The following is a 17,030-nucleotide window of genomic DNA, read 5'->3' on the forward strand; positions in this document are numbered from 1 at the left end:
GCAGACGCCCTTCTCGACCGCCTCGTTCACAACGCCCAGGGTTGGGTGAATCGGCTGGCGGCAGCCGGCGAAAGATGGGGTGACAAACAATCATTTTGGTGTATGTGGCCGCCAATATGAATATTTATCGGTCGTCAAGCCCCTGCCCTGGCGGGGGGGAGGGGAATAGAGCGATGCACTTCCTGAACACACTGTCGAACAGCAGCCCAGGGGCCATCCTCGACGAAGTCCTGTTCTTCATCGACACGGGCCCCGGCTATGTGGTGACCGTCATCGGCCTTTTCCTCGTCTGGTTCGCCTGGCGAGCGCTGATGAAATAAGTAGTGGCGCCCGTCGCCCGGCCGCTTGAACGCGAACTGACGCTGTGTCGCCAGAAGCGCTTCGAAGCGCGCGTCCGCGCCGCCTGGCTTCGCCACGATGCCCATGTCGAGGATACCGACTTCCGTGTCGTCCATGGCCTCGCGTGGCGGGCTCCTCCTCAAGCTCGCCCGTTGCGACTGGATCCGCGAGCGCCATGGAGAAGGCGCGGGAACCAGACCAGAGGCGTGGGCGGCGTGACTCAAATCAACTCGCCTCCGACAACCCCGGCGCGGTTCAAATTGGCTGGCGGCACCAGTGCAAACCAAGTGACAATAAATCATACCGGGTTATATTGTTGCCAACATGAATGTTTATCGGTCGGTCGACAAAGTTCCTGCCGCAGTGGGGCGTAAGGGGGTCTAAAATGACTGCAAAATCGAAACACGGAAAATCAATCACTGCCTGGCGCAGGCTCTTGGTGTCCGTCGGTCATGGAGCGCTGCTCGTTTCGGTCTTTCTCTCAGCCAGTCCGGCAGCAGAAGCACAGGACGCGGTTCCTGTTTCGAGCGACCAGTTTGGCCTCGGCAACCGCGCGGTCGCCGAATCCAATTTCCGCCTCGACTTCTTCGGTGGCGCGGACGAGAACGGTGGCACCTATGGCGGTGCACCCAGCCTGACCATTCCGCTGGGCGATCAGCTCGGCCTGCAGGTCGACGGCGTCGCCGGCGTGACTGCGGACGAGATCGGCTTTGCCGGCGGCGCCGCCCAGCTGTTCTACCGTGACCCGCAGAAGTTCCTGATCGGCGTCGCCGCCGGCGGCGTCTATGTCGACAGCGTGGCGCAATACGGCGTCGCGGCGATCGCCGAATATTATCTCGACAATGTCACCCTCGAAGGCATGGTCGGCTACGAGACGGGCGACGCCATCGAAGGCCTCTACGGCCGTGCCGGCCTGTCGGTCTATGCCAACCCGAACCTCCGTCTCGGCGGCGGCGTCAGCTACTCACGCGGCAATGAGCTGGGCGGCGACGTCCAGGTCGAAGCGCTGCTGACCGACATCCCGGGCATGGTGCTCTATGCCACCGGTATCTTTGACCAGCAGGGCGCCATGGGCCTGGCCGGTCTGCGCTTCTACCTGAATTCGAGCACCAACCTGCTGACCACTGACCGCACCAAGCAGCAGTCGGAACCGACCCTGATCGACATGCACCGTCACCTGAACCGGCCGAACTTCCTGTTCTCGGCGGGCTCTGGCTTCGGCATCCGGCAGATCAGCCTGGTGGGTGGCGCGCTCAACGGCCGCGACGGCTTCGGCGACGTGGGTGGCGGTGGCGGCGGCGGCGGCGGTGGCGGCGGCGGTGGCGGCGGCGGCGGCGGTGGCGGCGGCGGCGGCGGTGGCCAGACCCAGGCTTGCGGCACCACCGACGGCCTGATCTGCTCGATCGAGAAGGTGCTGCACAACCTGACCGACAACACCATCCTGCAACCGGTGACCAACCTGGTCGGTGCCCTCGTCGATCCGCAGACCGGCGTGCTCTCGCCGCTGACCAAGCCGCTCGACTCGATCACCGATGTCGAGACCGGGGCGCTTGGCCCCGTGACCGAAATCGTCGATACGCTGGTCGGGCCGGAGAAGGGCCTGCTCGACCCGACCCTCGATGCCGTCAACGACCTGCTCACGGGTAATACCCGCTCGACCACCGACGGCGGGTTGATCGACCTCGTGCAGGGCACGGTGGGCAATCTGCTGGACAATACTCCGCTCGCCTTCGTCGGCAATCTGGTGGATACCCTGGTCGATCCCGACAGCGGGGCGCTCGCCGTCCTGACCGGGCCGCTGAACGGCCTGACGGACATCGATACCGGCGGCCTCGGCGCCGTGACCGAACTCGTCGATGCGCTGGCCGGGCCGGAGAAGGGCCTGCTCGACCCGACCCTCGATGCCGTTAACGACCTGCTCGGCGGTCCGAGTGCGGCGGCCGACAACGACGGGCTGATCGACGTGGTCGATGGTACGGTGGGCAATCTGCTGGACAATACCCCGCTCGCCTTCGTCGGCAATCTGGTGGGCGGCCTCGTCGATCCGCAGACCGGCGTGCTCTCGCCGCTGACCGCGCCGCTGAATGACATCACCCGGGGCCAGAGCGGCGTTCTCGGCCCGGTCACCACCCTGGTCGACAATCTGGTAGGGGCAGATCAGGGCGCGCTGGATCCGACCCTCGACGCGGTAAACGATCTGCTCAGCTTCTGAGCGAACGTCTCTTCGACCGTTTCCGTCGGCGGTCGAAGGGGGCCGGCCCTCGCGGCACCAGGGAAGGTAAGGACCGACAGCCCCTCGGTTCTTGCCTTCTCGCGTCAGTGCGATGCTTGGCCATGGCTTCCATCTTTCGAAAGCCCAGCTCGTGGGTCAATTCTTTCACGCCCGACTGTCCGACCCCAGGGGCCCACTCCAATACGGGGCCAATCTTCGATGCCGATTGACATCCAGCATCGCCTTGCGGCGATCCCGGGGCCGGGCGCCACCCACGTCACAGCCCGTACCAATTGCGCAGGCTGCGCACCCGATTGGCATTGATCGAGAAATAGAAAGCGATCTGCCCGTCAGAAAGGCCGAGATCGATCAGCGCCGCGAGGCTGCTGGGGGAAACGGGCCACCGGACACCCTGGAGGGGAGGCGTATCCGGCGGCACCGCAGCGAATTGATCGCGGGCAATTGCCAGTTTCATTATTGTCATCGTCCTCTCCTTTCGGAAACCGCACTCGATCTAAAAAACGACCAAAAAATCACTCCGAGAAGACTCGATACGCCGTTGAACAGTCACTCGTGTCACCCAGGGGGCGGCCGGCGCGCCCACCGAGTTGGTAACGGCGACCCTTCGGGTGCTGCGATGATCGCGGTGCCGTCGGGTGTCCGGGTCTGGCTCTCGGTCGGTCGGACGGACATGCGTCGGGGCATGAACGGCCTGGCGTTTCAGGTCCAGGAGGCGCTCGGGCGTGATCCTCATGCCGGCGATCTCTTCGTGTTCCGGGGTGCCAGGGGCAACCTGGTTAAGGTTCTCTGGCACGATGGTTTAGGCATGTCGCTTTACGCCGAGCGGCTGGAGAAGGGCCGGTTCATCTGGCCCTCGCCAGCCGGTGGCGCGGTCGCGATCGCGCCGGCGCAGCTGGGCTAACATGCTGGAAGGGATCGACTGGCGCAATCCCCGGCACAGCTGGCGTCCGCAGCACGCCGGTTGACTGCGACGGGGTGGCTCACAGGCATGATCCGGGGTTGCCTGGGCGGCGGGATGTGATCTTATTGATCCCATGGATGGCGCGTCGAACGAGATCGAGGCCCTGCGGACCGCCCTGGCGGCGGCCGAGGCCCGGGCCTTGGCGGCAGAGGCAGTCGCGGCGGCGACACAGGCCAAGGTCTCCGGCGACCAGGCGCTGATCACCCACTTGAAGCTCGAGATCGAGAAGCTGCGCCGGCAGATCTATGGCCAGCGATCGGAACGCTCGGCGCGCCTGTTCGACCAAATGGAGTTGGTGCTCGAGGAGCTGGAGGCCTCGGCCAGCGAAGACGACCTCGCGGCCGAGATGGCTGTCGCCAAGGCGAGCGTGGTTGCAGGCCATGTCCGCCAGCGCCCGTCGCGCCAGCCCTTCCCCGAACACCTGCCGCGCGAGCGGGTGGCCCTGCCGGCGCCGGCGTCATGCCCCTGCTGCGGCGGCACCAAGCTCTCCAAGCTTGGGGGAAGACATCACCGAGACCCTGGAGGTCATCCTCCGGCAGTGGAAGGTCATCCAGACCGTGCGGGAGAAGGTCTCGTGCCGGGACTGCGAGGCCATCGCTCAAGCGCCGGCGCCGTTCCATCCGACACCCTGCGGCTGGGCCGGGCCCAACCTGCTGGCGACGGTCCTGTTCGAGAAGTTCGGCCAGCATCAGCCGCTGAACCGCCAGGCCGAGCGCTACGCCCGGGAAGGCGTGCCGCTCAGCCTCTCGACCCTGGCCGATCAGGTCGGCGCTTGCGCCTTCGCCCTGGCGCCACTCTTTGCGCGTATCGAGGCCCACACACTGGCCGCCGAGCGGCTGCACGGCGACGACACAACGGTGCCGGTGCTGGCCCCGGGGCAAGACCGACATCGGGCGGCTCTGGACCTATGTCCGCGACGATCGCCCCTTCGGCGGGCCGGCGCCGCCGGCCGCGGTGTTCCACTACTCGCGCGATCGAACCGGCGAGCATCCCCACCGGCACCTGTCGACCTATGCCGGCATTCTGCAGGCCGACGCCTATGGCGGCTACAACAAGCTCTACGAGGCAGGCCGTCAGCCGGGAACCGTCAACGAAGCGGCTTGCTGGGCTCATTCGCGCCGGAAGTTCTTCGTCCTGGCCGATATCGCCGCCGGCGCCAGGAAACGGGCGCAGGGCAAGACCGCGGTGATCTCGCCGCTGGCGATCGAGGCCGCCCGGCGCATGGACGCGGTGTTCGCGATCGAGCGCGAGATCAACGGCCACATGGCCGCCGAGCGCAAGTCCGTCCGCCAGGATCTCAGCATGCCCCTGGTCGCCGCTCTCGAAGCTTGGATGCGCGAGGAACGCGCCCGGCTGTCCGGCGGCAACGACGTCGCCAAGGCCATGGACTACATGCTCAGGCGCTGGACCGCGTTCACGCGCTTCCTCGACGACGGCCGGATCTGTCTCACGAACAATGCCGCCGAGCGTGCCCTGCGCGGCATTGCCCTGGGCAGACGGTCCTGGCTCTTCGCCGGCTCCGGCCGCGGCGGTGAGCGCGCCGCCGTCATGTACAGCCTGATCGTCACCGCCCGGATGAACGACGTCGACCCGCAGGCCTGGCTGGCCGACATCCTCGCCCGCATCGCGGAACATCCCGCGCACCGGCTCGACGAACTCCTGCCCTGGAACTGGAACATCGGCGGCCGCACCACCGACAGGAATGCCGCATGACGACCACGGCCATCGCCCGTCTCAAGATCAAGCTCGACGACGTGAAGCCCGCGGTCATGCGGCGGATCGAGGTGCCGCTGGCCCTGCGGCTCGACCGCTTGCATCTTGTCCTGCAAGTGGCACTCGGTTGGACCGACAGTCATCTCTACGAGTTCCGCTTCCGGGACGTCGGCTTCGGCATTCCTGATCCGGACTGGGAGCACGACATCCTCGATGCCCGCAAGGCCAAGCTCGAGGCTGTCATCGCCGATACCGGTGCCCGCAGCTTCAAATATCTATACAACTTCGGCGACGGCTGGGAACATACGGTCAAGGTCGAGAAGATCGCGCCGGCCACGCCCGATGTCGATTATCCTCTCCTGCTCGGCGCCAGCGGGCGCTGCCCGCCCGAAGATGTGGGGGGGGGGGCCGTGGGGATACCAGGAGTTCCTCGAAGCCCTGGCCGATCCTGACCATGAGCAGCATAACGACATGATCACCTGGGCCGGTGAGGACTACGACCCGGATTACCTCGCCCCGGCGGCGATACAGGACGAACTCCATCAACTCGCCCGGAAATGGACCCGCCGCAAGACCAAGGCGAGCTGACAGCCGGAAACGCAAGCCACGGCCCCCGCCGGATGGATACATACCAGCGGCGCGATCAGATCGAGATCGAGCACTTCACCGGTTAAGAGACAAAGCACTGTCGGCGGCGCGGTACGCAGCCGCGATATGGCCGGCCATGAAGGCTTCCGCCCGTTCGAGCGCCGCGAGGTCGAGCCCTGTATCCCAACCCTCTGCCGCCAGCCTGCGGGCGAGCGCCAGGGTCGAGACATTGCCCTTGGCGCCCGGAGCATAGGGGCAGCCGCCCAAGCCGCCGATGGCGCTGTCGAAGGTGCGGATGCCGTAAGTCAGCGCCACCCCGACATTGTCGAGGGCAAGGCCGCCCGTGTCGTGGAAATGGCCGGCCAGCAGCGACGGTGCGATCGAACGGGACAGGGACGCCAGCAATAGCTCGACGGATTTGGGCGTGCCCCGGCCGATCGTATCGCCGAGCGAAACCTCATAGCAGCCCATGCCGAGCAGCGCCGCCGTGACCCGCTCGACCGCGGCCGGGGCGACCGGCCCGTCATAGGGACATTCGACGATGCAGGAGACATAGCCCCGCAGCGGCAATCCGGCCGCCCGGGCCGCCTCGGCCACGGGGGCAAAACGCTCCAGGCTCTCGGCGATCGAGCAGTTGATGTTCTTCCGGCTGAAACCTTCCGAGGCCGAGGCGAAGATGGCCGCCTCGTCGGCACCGGCCGCCAGTGCCGCCTGGAAGCCGCGCAGATTGGGCGTCAGCACGGCATAGCGGATACCGGCCGCCCGCCGGATGCCGGCCATCACCTCGGCGGCGTCCGCCATCTGCGGCACCCATTTGGGCGAGACAAAGCTGGTCGCCTCGATCCGGGTCAGGCCGGTTTCGGACAGGCGGTCGATCAAGGCGATCTTGTCCGCGGTCGGCACGAAGCCGGCCTCGTTCTGCAAGCCGTCGCGCGGGCCGACTTCATAGATGGTGACGGGCTCAGACAAGGCTGTCCTCCACCGGCGCACCCTCGGCCGCCTGCGGGGCGAAATCGACCAGCAGGGTGCCGTCGTCGACCGTGTCACCCACTGTGCAATGCACGGCCTCGACCACGCCGTCGGCGGCGGCGCGCAGGCTGTGCTCCATCTTCATCGCCTCCATGACGACCAGGATGTCGCCCTTGGCGACCGTGCTGCCCGCGGTCACCGGGACCGAGCGGACGACGCCGGTCATGGGGGCGACGATCCGGTTCTCGGCCGCACCGCCCGTGTGCTCCACCGCCAGCGGGTCGATCAGGGCGAAATCACTGATCCTGCCGTCGAGCAGCAAGGAAACCGCATCGCCGACATGGGCCACTTTGGCGTCGAGGTTGCGCCCGCCCTGGCGTGCCCGCAAGCCGTCCGGACCGACTGCGACAGCCTCGAAGACGGTGGAACACCCGCCGTCCTCGACCGCGATTTGGCCTGCGCCGAGCAGGCGGAGGTCGCGGGCGACGAGGTCGTCGCCGGAGACGAATTCGACCCGCACGGTGCCGGTGCCCCACAGGCGGAAGCCGAACTGCGGCCGCGCCGGGTCGAGGTCGAGGGCGGTCATCGCCGCGAACAGAATGGCGGCATCGTCCGGCGGCGCGGCGGCGGTCAGCGCCTCCTGCTTCCGCCCGATCAGGCCGGTGTCCATCTTGCCCACTGCGAAATCGGTGTCGCGGCACAGCGCCTGGAGGAGGCTCAGGTTGGTCGCGGTGCCGGCGACATGGGTCGCGGCCAGGGCCCGGCGCAGGCGGAACAGGGCGTCGGCCCGGCTCGGCCCCTGGGCGGTGAGCTTGGCGATCATGGGATCGTAATGGGCGCTGATGCGGTCGCCCGCGCGCACCCCGGTGTCGATCCGGGCCGTTTCCGGGAAGGCGACATGGAGCAGGGGGCCGGGGGCGGGCAGGAAGCCCTTGCCCGGGTCCTCGGCATAGAGGCGGGCCTCGAAGGCGTGACCGTTCAGGGGAATCTCGTCCTGGGTCAGCGGCAGCGGCTCGCCGGCGGCGACGCGGAGCTGCCATTCGACGAGGTCGAGGCCGGTGATCGCCTCGGTCACCGGATGTTCGACCTGGAGCCGCGTGTTCATCTCCATGAACCAGAAGCCGTCGGGGCGGAGCGGGCCGGAACCGTCGACGATGAATTCGATCGTGCCGGCATTGTGATAGGAGACCGCCTTGGCCGCCTTCACCGCCGCCGCCGTCATGGCGGCGCGCAGCTCCGCGGTCATGCCGGGGGCGGGGGCTTCCTCGATCACCTTCTGATGGCGGCGTTGCAGGGAACAGTCGCGCTCGTAGAGGTGCACGACCGTGCCGAAGCGGTCGCCGAAGACCTGGACCTCGATATGGCGCGGGCTCGTCACATAACGTTCGATCAGCACGGCGCCGTCGCCGAAGCTGGCGCGGCCCTCGCGCTGGGCGCCTTCCAGCGCCGCGGCGAAATCGGCCGGCTTTTCGACCAGCCGCATGCCCTTGCCGCCACCGCCGGCGCGCGCCTTGATCAGCACCGGATAGCCGATCTTGTCCGCCTCGGCGGCCAGGAAGTCGGCGTCCTGGCGCTCGCCGTGATAGCCGGGCACGACGGGGACGCCGGCCTCGATCATCAGCGCCTTGGCGGCGTCCTTGAGCCCCATGGCGCGGATCGAGGCGGGCGAGGGGCCGATGAACACGAGGCCGGCCGCTTCGACCGCTTCGACGAAGCCGGGGTTTTCAGACAGGAAGCCGTAGCCCGGGTGGATCGCCTGGGCCCCGGTGGCGAGCGCCGCTTCGATGATGCGCTCGCCCTTGAGATAGCTCTCGGCCGCAGGCGCCGGGCCGATGTGCACGGCCTCGTCGGCCAGCGCCCGGTGGCGGGCATTGCTGTCGGCGTCCGAATAGACGGCGACGGTGGCGATGCCCATGCGGCGTGCGGTGTCGATCACCCGGCAGGCGATTTCGCCACGGTTGGCGATCAGGATCTTCTGGAACATCCGCCCCTCCTCACATGCGGAACACGCCGAAGCGCGTTTCCTCGATGGGCGCGTTCAGCGCCGCGCGGAGCGACAGGGCGACCACGTCGCGGGTCTGGCGCGGGTCGATGATGCCGTCGTCCCACAGCCGCGCCGAGGCATAGAGCGGGTGCGACTGGGTTTCGAACTGGTCGATCACCGGTTGTTTGAAGACGGCCTCTTCTTCCGTACTCCAACTGCCGCCGCGGGCTTCGACGGCGGCGCGGCGCACGGTCGCCAGCACGCCCGCCGCCTGTTCGCCGCCCATGACCGAGATCCGGGCATTGGGCCACATCCACAGGAAGCGCGGGCCATAGGCGCGGCCGCACATGCCGTAATTGCCGGCCCCGAAGGAGCCGCCGACGATCACGGTGACCTTGGGCACCGCCGCGGTCGAGACCGCATTGACCAGCTTGGCGCCGTCGCGGGCGATGCCGCCCGCCTCGTATTTCGAGCCGACCATGAAACCGGTGATGTTCTGCAGGAACAGCAGCGGGATCTTGCGCTGGCAGCACAGCCCGATGAAATGGGCGCCCTTCTGCGAGCTTTCCGAAAACAGCACGCCGTTGTTGCCGAGGATGCCGACGGGGATGCCGTCGATATGGGCGAAGCCGCAGACCAGGGTGGTGCCGAAGCGTTCCTTGAATTCCTCGAAATCCGAACCGTCGACGATCCGCCCGATCACTTCGCGGATGTCGTAGGGGGTGCGGGCATCGGCCGGCACCACGCCCAGGATCTCCTCCGGGTCCATGGCCGGCGCCACGGCGGGGCGGAGCGGGATCGCCGGTGCCGGCGGCAGGCCCAGGTTGCGCACCGCCTGGCGGGCCAGGGCGATGGCATGGGCGTCGTTCTCCGCCAGATAGTCGGCGACGCCGGAGAGGCGGGTATGGGTGTCGCCACCGCCCAGCGTCTCGGCATCCACCACTTCGCCGGTCGCGGCCTTCACCAGGGGCGGGCCGGCCAGGAAGATGGTGCCCTGTTCCTTGACGATGATGGTCTGGTCGCTCATCGCCGGGACATAGGCGCCGCCCGCGGTGCAGGAGCCCATGACCACGGCGATCTGGGCGATGCCCCGGGCCGACATATTGGCCTGGTTGAAGAAGATGCGGCCGAAATGGTCGCGGTCGGGGAAGACCTCGTCCTGGTTCGGCAGGTTGGCGCCGCCGGAATCGACCAGATAGAGGCAGGGCAGGTTGTTCTCGGCTGCGATCTCCTGCGCCCGCAGGTGCTTCTTCACGGTGAGCGGATAATAGGTGCCGCCCTTCACCGTGGCGTCGTTGCAGAGGATCAGGCAATCGCGCCCGGCCACCTTGCCGATGCCGCCGATCACCCCGGCCGCCGGGATCTCGGTGTCATAGACACCTTCGGCGGCGAACAGGCCGATCTCCAGGAACGGGCTGCCGGGGTCGAGCAGCCGGGCGACCCGCTCGCGGGGCAGGAGCTTGCCGCGGGCGACATGGCGGGCGCGCGACTTCTCGTCGCCGCCCTTCACGGTCTTTTCGGCGAGGGCCGCGAACTCACGGACCAGGCCGGCCATGCGCGCGGCATTGGCGGCGAAGCCGGGATCGTTCGGGTTGAGCTTGCTGGTGAGCCGGGCCATGGCGGGTCTCAGGCCGTCTGGGCGAAGATTTCGCGGCCGATCAGCATGCGCCGGATCTCCGACGTGCCGGCGCCGATCTCGTAGAGCTTGGCATCGCGCAGCAGGCGGCCGGTGGCGTAATCGTTGATATAGCCGTTGCCGCCCAGGCATTGGATCGCTTCCAGCGCCGCCTGGGTCGCCTTTTCGGCGGCATAGAGGATGCAGCCGGCGCTGTCCTTCCGCGTCGTCTCGCCCCGGTCGCAGGCGGCGGCCACGGCATAGACATAGGCCCGACAGGCATTCATCGTCGTATACATGTCGGCGAGTTTGCCCTGCATGAGCTGGAAGGTGCCGATCGGCTTGCCGAACTGCTCGCGCTCGTGGACATAGGGCACGACGATGTCGAGCGCCGCCGCCATGATGCCGAGCGGGCCGGCCGCCAGCACGACGCGCTCGTAGTCGAGGCCGGACATCAGGATGTTCACGCCCTTGCCCTCTTCGCCGAGGACATTCTCGAAGGGCACCAGGCAATCCTGGAACACCAGCTCGCAGGTGTTGGAGCCGCGCATGCCGAGCTTGTCGAGCTTCTGCGCGGTCGAGAAACCGGTCATGCCGCGCTCGACCAGGAAGGCGGTGATGCCGCGCGGCCCGGCCTCCGGATCGGTCTTGGCATAGACGATCAGGGTCGAGGCGTCGGGACCGTTGGTGATCCACATCTTGTTGCCGTTCAGCACGTAGCCGTCGTTCTGCTTCCGCGCGCGGAGCTTCATCGAGACGACGTCGGAACCGGCACCCGGCTCCGACATGGCGAGCGAGCCGACATGCTCGCCCGACATCAGCTTGGGCAGATATTTCGCCTTCTGCTCGGCATTGCCCCAGCGGCGGAGCTGGTTGACGCAGAGGTTGGAATGGGCGCCGTAGGACAGGCCGACGGAGGCGGAAGCGCGCGAAATCTCCTCGATCGCGACGCAATGGGCGAGATAGCCCATGCCGGTGCCACCGTACGCCTCCGGCACCGTGATGCCGAGCAGGCCGAGGGCGCCGAACTTCTGCCACAGGTCGGCCGGGAATTCGTTGTCGGCGTCGATCTGCCGGGCCCGCGGCGCGATCTCCTCGGCGGCGAAACGGCGGACCGTGGCGCGCAGCGCGTCGATTTCCTCGCCCAAGCCGAAATTCATGACGGCGTCGAACATTGTTTCCTCCCGAATGCGCAGTGCCGACGCCTTGCGCCGACAGTTCTGGTGCCGGATTGCACGGTGGACAGCGCCGCCCGTCGCGGCCCACCGTCCGCACCAACCCGTCCGGGCGTGGGCGGTTTTTGTCCTGTCCGACGACGCAGCCACCATAGTGGCCGGAAGCGGGCGGGTCGGCAGGACTTCCTCTCCTCATTTGTGGTTGGTTACCCCGGAGAGCCCAACCTGTCTGAAAACTAGCGTGGCGCCGATTGCCGTCCCCGCCAATTCCTGTGCAGAATGCGCCACGACAGGTGGCCCATGCCCAAGATAACCTCGATCCCCCGAACGCCCGCCGCCTTCGTCCGTGCCATCGTTTCCGTCTACGAGCGCCGGAGCATGGACCCGGGGCCGGCGCTGCGCCAGGCTGGCATTCCGCCGGAGGTCCTGGCGGCGCCGGACGGGCGGGTCGCCATCGAACCCTTCGAAGCACTGTCGAGCCATGCCATGCGCGAGCTCGACGACGAGGCGCTGGGCTGGTTCTCGCGCCGCCTGCCCTGGGGCAGCTACGGCATGCTGCTGCGCGCCTCGCTGCCGTCGCCGGGGCTCGATGTGGCGATCCGGCGCTGGTGCCGGCATCACGGGCTTTTGACTGAAGACGTCGCCCTGGAGCTTCGGGTCGAGGGGGCGGAAGCGGTGGTCCGGGCACATGAAGCGGTCGACCTCGGCGCGCTTAGGGAATTCTGCCTGGCTGGCCTGTTGCGCAACCTGCACGGCGTCGCCTGCTGGCTGGCGGATTCCCGGATCGCGCTGAATGCCGCGCGCTTCCCCTGTCCACGACCGGCCCATGCCGAAGCCTATGACCTGATGTTCGGGGGCGAGATCGCCTTCGATGCGCCCGCGGCCGAGCTTCGCTTCGATGCCGCCTATCTCGAGCTTCCCGTGGTGCGCGACGACGCGGTGCTGCGCCGGCTGCTGCACAAGCCGATTTTCCTGATGGCACGGCAATATCGGCGCGACCGCCTGCTGTCGCAGCGGATCAGCAGCGTGATCGCGGCTAGCGGGGCCGTCTCGCCCAGTGCCGAAGCGATCGCCGGCCAGCTCGCCCTGTCGCCGCGCAGCCTGCAACGCCATCTCCAGGAGGAGGGCACCTCGCTCCTCGACCTCAAGGCCAAGGCCCGGCGGCTCAGGGCTGAAGAATTGCTGCGCCGGGGCGACATTCCGCTGAAGCGGGTCGCCCGCCTCGCCGGCTACGGCGACGAGTCGAGCTTCGGCCGTGCCTTCCGCCGCTGGACCGGGCAGAGCCCGGGCGAATTCCGCCGGCGTGCCGTCCCCGCCGATGTCCCGCCGCCGGCCCGCGGGCGCGATCCGGGAAAATCCGGCAGGTGACCGGAGGCCCCGACCCTTCCTAAGGCGGGGCCTCCGCTGATCTTGCTGTAGGATCCCGATGGCGCTGCTTGCCCGCCATCGGGATCAGGTCAGGAAACTTCATTTTCGGGAGGGTCGAAAATAGGAGCCCTGATCGCCCACTATCGCGCGAACGACTGACGAGTACTGTCGTCTTCGTCTTCAGCGATGCGAATGGCCTCGGAAGGGAGTGGCGCTTTGCCCAGAACGTCGTCCGAGATCTTTTCTGCGATCATAATGGTGGGGGCATTGGTGTTGCCCCCGACCAATGTCGGCATGACGGACGCATCAACGACACGGAGGTTGGCCACGCCATGGACTCGGCAGCGTTCGTCAACCACGGCCATGGAGTCCGTACCCATTCGAGCGGAACCGACTGGATGGTAAATGGTCTCCGCATGGGCGCGCAGCCAGCTGTCCAGCTCCCCGTCACTGCGTACCGCCTCACCGGGTTCCAATTCAACGCCCAGATAGGGCTGCATCGCTCGTTGCTTGAGTACGTCACGCACGATACGCACAGCGTCCCGCATGGTCCGGCGATCGACTTCGCTCTCGAAGTAGTTCGGTTGAATGATGGCATGATCGGTAGGGTCTGCCGAACGCAAGCCAATGTAGCCGCGGCTCTCGGGCCGGAGCTGGCAGAGATGCACGGTGAAGCCATGGCCGGGCGACTTCTCGCGCCCATGGTCCTGCATCACCGCTGCCAAGAAGTGAAGCTGGACATCTGGAATTTCCAGCCCCGGCCTGGTTTTGATGAAGGCTCCCGATTCCAGTCCGTTCGATCGAGCGAGGCCCTTCTTGAACAACAGATATTGCATGCCGGTGAGAGTCTGGGCTACCGGCTTGGATTGGCTATGCAGCGTAATCGGCAACAGGCAGCGATTGATCACCGTGGCATCGAGATGATCTTGGAGGTTTTTACCGACACCAGGAAGATCGATCAATACATCAATGCCGTGCCTCTTCAACTCGGCCGCCGGGCCGATCCCCGACAGCATCAGAAGCTGTGGCGAGTTGACGGCGCCGCCCGCGAGGATAACTTCACGAGCGGCCTTCATGGTGTGCCGCCGGCCACCCTGCAAATATTCGACACCGATCGCCTTGCGCCCCTCCATGATGACTCGCGTCGCCAGCGCCTCCACGATCACCGCGAGGTTGGGGCGACCCAGGGCCGGCCGAAGATAGGCTACCGCTGCGCTGCAACGCCGACCGTCCCGAATGGTCAACTGGTAGGGGCCGAAACCCTCTTGCTGACGGCCGTTGAAATCGTCCGTCTGCTTGTGACCAGCCTGGACGCCGGCCTCGACAAATGCCTCGAAGAGAGGGTTCGTCCGCTCGGCATGGCTGACGATGAGCGGGCCCTTACCGCCATGGAAGGCATCGATCGCGCCTTCATTGCCTTCGCTTCGCTTGAAGTATGGCAGAACGTCGGAGTAGCCCCAGCCCGTCAGGCCAAGCTGGCGCCATTGATCGTAGTCACGGCCATGTCCGCGAATGTAAATCATGCCATTGATCGACGATGAGCCGCCTAGAACCTTACCGCGCGGCCAAAACAGAGACCGCCCGTCGAGATGCTCCTGCCGTTCGGTATGGTAGTACCAATTTGCCTTGGTGCCGCCTAATAGTTTTATTACACCAGCAGGCATGTGAATAAGTGGGCTTTTATCCTTCCCGCCGGCTTCCAGCAACAGGACCTTGTTTTTCGGATCTGCCGACAATCTATTTGCCAGCACGCAGCCGGCGCTGCCGCCACCTACGATGATGTAGTCGAAATCCGCCATTTTTTGCTTTTCCTCCCGGTGCAATTCAATCCGCGCGGCGACCGTATGGCATCGGCCAACGCAGAGCTTTGGCGGCTTGGCGGCCGCCGAAGGCTTCCCCTTATCGTTAGGCTATCGGCTGGAGGACAGGGCCTACCCGAACGGGGAGGGGAGAATGCTTTTGATTGCGCGATAATTGAGAGCGTGCGGATATCGAAGAGCCTGCATGGTGTCGGAGGTCTTCGCCCAGAAACATTCCGCAATACGGGAGGCAGGAACGTGAACGAAGCAATAAATTGGGCGCACAGCGGCCCGGATGTTTTCGAGAAGATTCCGCTCGAAGATATCGATGTGTCGAATCCCGAATTGTTCCGGGACAATGTGGCTGAAAAACTGTTCTCTCGGCTGCGGAAGGAGGACCCTGTTCACTTCTGCAAGACGAGCATGTTCGGGCCATATTGGTCCGTGACGAAGTTCAAGGATATCGTCCAGGTCGAGACGAATCCCAAGGTCTACTCGTCCGACCATAGTTACGGCGGCATCACCATCATCGACGGCGAATCCAATTCCGCCGTGGTCTTGCCGATGTTCATCGCGATGGACCCGCCGAAGCATGACGTTCAGCGCAAGGCGGTCAGCCCCGTGGTTGCCCCCGAAAATCTGGCGAAATTGGAAGGGTTGATCCGGCAGAGAACGGCCCGGGCCTTGGCCGAGCTGCCGGTGAATGAAACTTTCAATTGGGTCGAGCTGGTTTCCAAGAATCTGACGACGCAGATGCTGGCGACGCTATTCGACTTTCCCTGGGAAGACCGTGCCAAGCTCACATATTGGTCGGATGTGACCACGGCGCTGCGCGGCACCGGCCTCGTCGATACGGAAGAGCAGCGCATGGCCATTCTGGGGGAATGTGCCGCCTATATGACCCGTCTGTGGAATGAGCGGGTGAATGCCGAACCAGGAAACGACCTGATTTCGCTCCTCGCCCATTCGGATGCGACGCGAAACATGGCGCCCGAGGAATTCATGGGCAATGTCCTGCTCTTGATCGTCGGCGGCAATGACACGACCAGAAATACCATGAGCGGTAGCGTGCTGGCGCTCAATACGCACATGGCGGAATATGAAAAGCTCTGTGCGAATCCGTCGCTGATTCCGTCGATGGTTTCCGAAACCATCCGGTGGCAAACGCCCCTGTCCCACATGAGGAGGACTGCCCTGGAGGACACCGAACTCGGCGGCAAATTGATCCGCAAGGGGGACAAGGTCGTCATGTGGTACGCGTCGGGCAATCGCGACGAGGACGAGATCGAGAACGCCAATTCCTATCTCATTGATCGGGCACAGCCTCGTCATCACCTGTCGTTCGGCTTTGGCATCCACCGCTGCGTGGGCAACAGGCTGGCGGAATTGCAGCTTCGCATCGTATGGGAAGAGGCTTTGAAACGCTGGCCGAAGGCGGGTCAGATCCAGGTCGTGGGCGAGCCCAAGCGGGTCCTCTCTCCCTTCGTGCAGGGGTACGAATCGCTGCCTGTCCGCATCGCGGCGTGATCTGGTTCGTCTATTTTCGGGCGCCGACGGATCGGCGTCGGCGCCCGCGGAACAATAACAAGGAGGCCATCAGCTCCTGTTACCTTCGGCGAGTCATCGCCGGGTTGGAGCGCCAGAAGTTGGCCTGATAGCGAGGAGATAAATCATGTTCGATGTCACTTTCATTTCGCCCGATGGCCACGCCACGAAGGTGCAGGTCGCCGAAGGGCAAACACTGATGCAGGCAGCCGTTCACAATTCGGTGCCCGGGATCGATGCCGACTGCGGCGGCAGTTGCGCTTGTGCGACATGCCATGTGTATGTGGAGCCGGTCTGGATTGATCGTCTGCCGCCGCAGCAGGAAGCGGAAAAGTCTCTACTTCAGTTTGCCAATGCGGTCGAAGACAACTCGAGGCTGGCGTGCCAAGTCACGATCAATGAAAGCCTGAACGGCCTGACTGTGCGGGTCCCCGTTGCCCAGCACTAACAGGGAGACGGAGAAAATGCGGTGGAAGTGACGCCGGTGCGGCAGGTCCCCTGCGCGGCTATCACGGCAAGCATTGCTGAGGCGCCGATGGGAGCGTGCGTTCTCTTGATGGCGCCGCCCGGGTGGCGGCTACCTGGAGAGATTTTCGGGAATTAAGGATTTGCGTATCCGGCGGCCCTTATCCTCCACAGCCGGTACGCCACTTGCCCCGGGATGCCTTCGTGTTGCGATGGCATCCTGGGGCTCTTTTTTGAATCAACGTCAACATCCGTCCTGGCTCGCCTCCGAACATT

13 protein-coding genes and 1 pseudogene are annotated in these 17,030 nt (G+C 65.6%); 8 read left to right on the forward strand and 6 right to left on the reverse strand.

Going from position 1 to position 17,030, the window contains the following annotated elements; translation table 11 throughout:
• Positions 1-173: 173 nt before the first annotated feature.
• A complete protein-coding gene (locus tag DKG75_RS22945) occupies positions 174-320 on the forward strand; it encodes a hypothetical protein (protein WP_166646478.1) in 147 nt (48 codons plus the stop codon).
• A gap of 458 nt (positions 321-778) precedes the next feature.
• Positions 779-2,551, forward strand: coding sequence for a hypothetical protein (locus DKG75_RS23225; protein WP_208112066.1), 1,773 nt, complete (start codon positions 779-781; stop codon positions 2,549-2,551).
• Between the two features lie 277 nt (positions 2,552-2,828).
• Here DKG75_RS23225 and DKG75_RS06030 read toward each other — a convergent pair whose 3' ends face one another.
• Positions 2,829-3,026 carry a hypothetical protein gene (locus DKG75_RS06030; RefSeq protein WP_109920205.1) on the reverse strand — a complete coding sequence of 66 codons (198 nt, stop codon included), beginning with the start codon at positions 3,024-3,026 and terminating at the stop codon, positions 2,829-2,831.
• A gap of 162 nt (positions 3,027-3,188) precedes the next feature.
• Here DKG75_RS06030 and tnpB point away from each other — a divergent pair, with 162 nt between their 5' ends.
• The 3 genes and pseudogenes from tnpB to DKG75_RS06045 all read left to right on the forward strand — a co-directional run bounded on the left by tnpB (position 3,189) and on the right by DKG75_RS06045 (position 5,698).
• A complete protein-coding gene (tnpB, locus tag DKG75_RS06035; RefSeq protein ID WP_422645596.1) occupies positions 3,189-3,473 on the forward strand; it encodes an IS66 family insertion sequence element accessory protein TnpB in 285 nt (94 codons plus the stop codon).
• A gap of 133 nt (positions 3,474-3,606) precedes the next feature.
• Positions 3,607-5,246 (forward strand): annotated as a pseudogene (tnpC, locus tag DKG75_RS06040) (IS66 family transposase).
• Positions 5,243-5,698, forward strand: a complete 456-nt coding sequence (locus DKG75_RS06045; RefSeq protein WP_243746530.1) for a plasmid pRiA4b ORF-3 family protein — start codon at positions 5,243-5,245, stop codon at positions 5,696-5,698. Before tnpC ends, DKG75_RS06045 begins: the two are co-directional and overlap by 4 nt.
• 211 nt (positions 5,699-5,909) lie before the next feature.
• Here DKG75_RS06045 and DKG75_RS06050 read toward each other — a convergent pair whose 3' ends face one another.
• Genes DKG75_RS06050 through DKG75_RS06065 form a run of 4 tightly spaced genes read right to left on the reverse strand, consistent with a single transcriptional unit; the run spans position 5,910 to position 11,577 of the window.
• A complete protein-coding gene (locus tag DKG75_RS06050) occupies positions 5,910-6,803 on the reverse strand; it encodes a hydroxymethylglutaryl-CoA lyase (protein ID WP_109920206.1) in 894 nt (297 codons plus the stop codon).
• The gene (locus DKG75_RS06055; RefSeq protein ID WP_109920207.1) at positions 6,796-8,787 is read right to left on the reverse strand and encodes an acetyl/propionyl/methylcrotonyl-CoA carboxylase subunit alpha; all 1,992 of its coding nucleotides are present in this window, start codon (positions 8,785-8,787) and stop codon (positions 6,796-6,798) included. Before DKG75_RS06055 ends, DKG75_RS06050 begins: the two co-directional genes overlap by 8 nt.
• A gap of 10 nt (positions 8,788-8,797) precedes the next feature.
• Positions 8,798-10,405 carry a carboxyl transferase domain-containing protein gene (locus DKG75_RS06060; protein WP_109920208.1) on the reverse strand — a complete coding sequence of 536 codons (1,608 nt, stop codon included), beginning with the start codon at positions 10,403-10,405 and terminating at the stop codon, positions 8,798-8,800.
• An 8-nt stretch (positions 10,406-10,413) separates the two neighbouring features.
• Positions 10,414-11,577, reverse strand: a complete 1,164-nt coding sequence (locus tag DKG75_RS06065; RefSeq protein ID WP_109920209.1) for an isovaleryl-CoA dehydrogenase — start codon at positions 11,575-11,577, stop codon at positions 10,414-10,416.
• Between the two features lie 300 nt (positions 11,578-11,877).
• Here DKG75_RS06065 and DKG75_RS06070 point away from each other — a divergent pair, with 300 nt between their 5' ends.
• On the forward strand, positions 11,878-12,945 hold the full coding sequence (locus DKG75_RS06070; protein WP_208112065.1) for an AraC family transcriptional regulator: 1,068 nt from the start codon (positions 11,878-11,880) through the stop codon (positions 12,943-12,945).
• Between the two features lie 140 nt (positions 12,946-13,085).
• Here the strand turns inward: DKG75_RS06070 and DKG75_RS06075 are convergent, their stop codons facing one another.
• Positions 13,086-14,744 (reverse strand): choline dehydrogenase, encoded by a 1,659-nt coding sequence (locus tag DKG75_RS06075; RefSeq protein WP_109920211.1) that lies wholly within the window; start codon positions 14,742-14,744, stop codon positions 13,086-13,088.
• Positions 14,745-15,002: 258 nt separating this feature from the next.
• On the opposite strand from DKG75_RS06075, the gene DKG75_RS06080 reads away from it, so the two are divergent.
• Positions 15,003-16,271 carry a cytochrome P450 gene (locus DKG75_RS06080; protein WP_208112064.1) on the forward strand — a complete coding sequence of 423 codons (1,269 nt, stop codon included), beginning with the start codon at positions 15,003-15,005 and terminating at the stop codon, positions 16,269-16,271.
• Between the two features lie 145 nt (positions 16,272-16,416).
• On the forward strand, positions 16,417-16,737 hold the full coding sequence (locus DKG75_RS06085) for a 2Fe-2S iron-sulfur cluster-binding protein (protein WP_109920213.1): 321 nt from the start codon (positions 16,417-16,419) through the stop codon (positions 16,735-16,737).
• Positions 16,738-17,030 lie beyond the last annotated feature (293 nt).

It is taken from the genome of Zavarzinia compransoris (genome assembly GCF_003173055.1).
GTDB lineage: Bacteria > Pseudomonadota > Alphaproteobacteria > Zavarziniales > Zavarziniaceae > Zavarzinia > Zavarzinia compransoris.

Bases quoted from the DNA above. Each gene is read 5' to 3' on its own strand.
- DKG75_RS22945 (WP_166646478.1), top strand. From the start codon at position 174: ATGCACTTCCTGAACACACTGTCGAACAGCAGCCCAGGGGCCATCCTC.
- DKG75_RS06030 (WP_109920205.1), bottom strand. From the start codon at position 3,026: ATGAAACTGGCAATTGCCCGCGATCAATTCGCTGCGGTGCCGCCGGAT.
- tnpB (WP_422645596.1), top strand. From the start codon at position 3,189: ATGATCGCGGTGCCGTCGGGTGTCCGGGTCTGGCTCTCGGTCGGTCGG.
- DKG75_RS06045 (WP_243746530.1), top strand. From the start codon at position 5,243: ATGACGACCACGGCCATCGCCCGTCTCAAGATCAAGCTCGACGACGTG.
- DKG75_RS06055 (WP_109920207.1), bottom strand. From the start codon at position 8,787: ATGTTCCAGAAGATCCTGATCGCCAACCGTGGCGAAATCGCCTGCCGG.
- DKG75_RS06060 (WP_109920208.1), bottom strand. From the start codon at position 10,405: ATGGCCCGGCTCACCAGCAAGCTCAACCCGAACGATCCCGGCTTCGCC.
- DKG75_RS06065 (WP_109920209.1), bottom strand. From the start codon at position 11,577: ATGTTCGACGCCGTCATGAATTTCGGCTTGGGCGAGGAAATCGACGCG.
- DKG75_RS06070 (WP_208112065.1), top strand. From the start codon at position 11,878: ATGCCCAAGATAACCTCGATCCCCCGAACGCCCGCCGCCTTCGTCCGT.
- DKG75_RS06075 (WP_109920211.1), bottom strand. From the start codon at position 14,744: ATGGCGGATTTCGACTACATCATCGTAGGTGGCGGCAGCGCCGGCTGC.
- DKG75_RS06085 (WP_109920213.1), top strand. From the start codon at position 16,417: ATGTTCGATGTCACTTTCATTTCGCCCGATGGCCACGCCACGAAGGTG.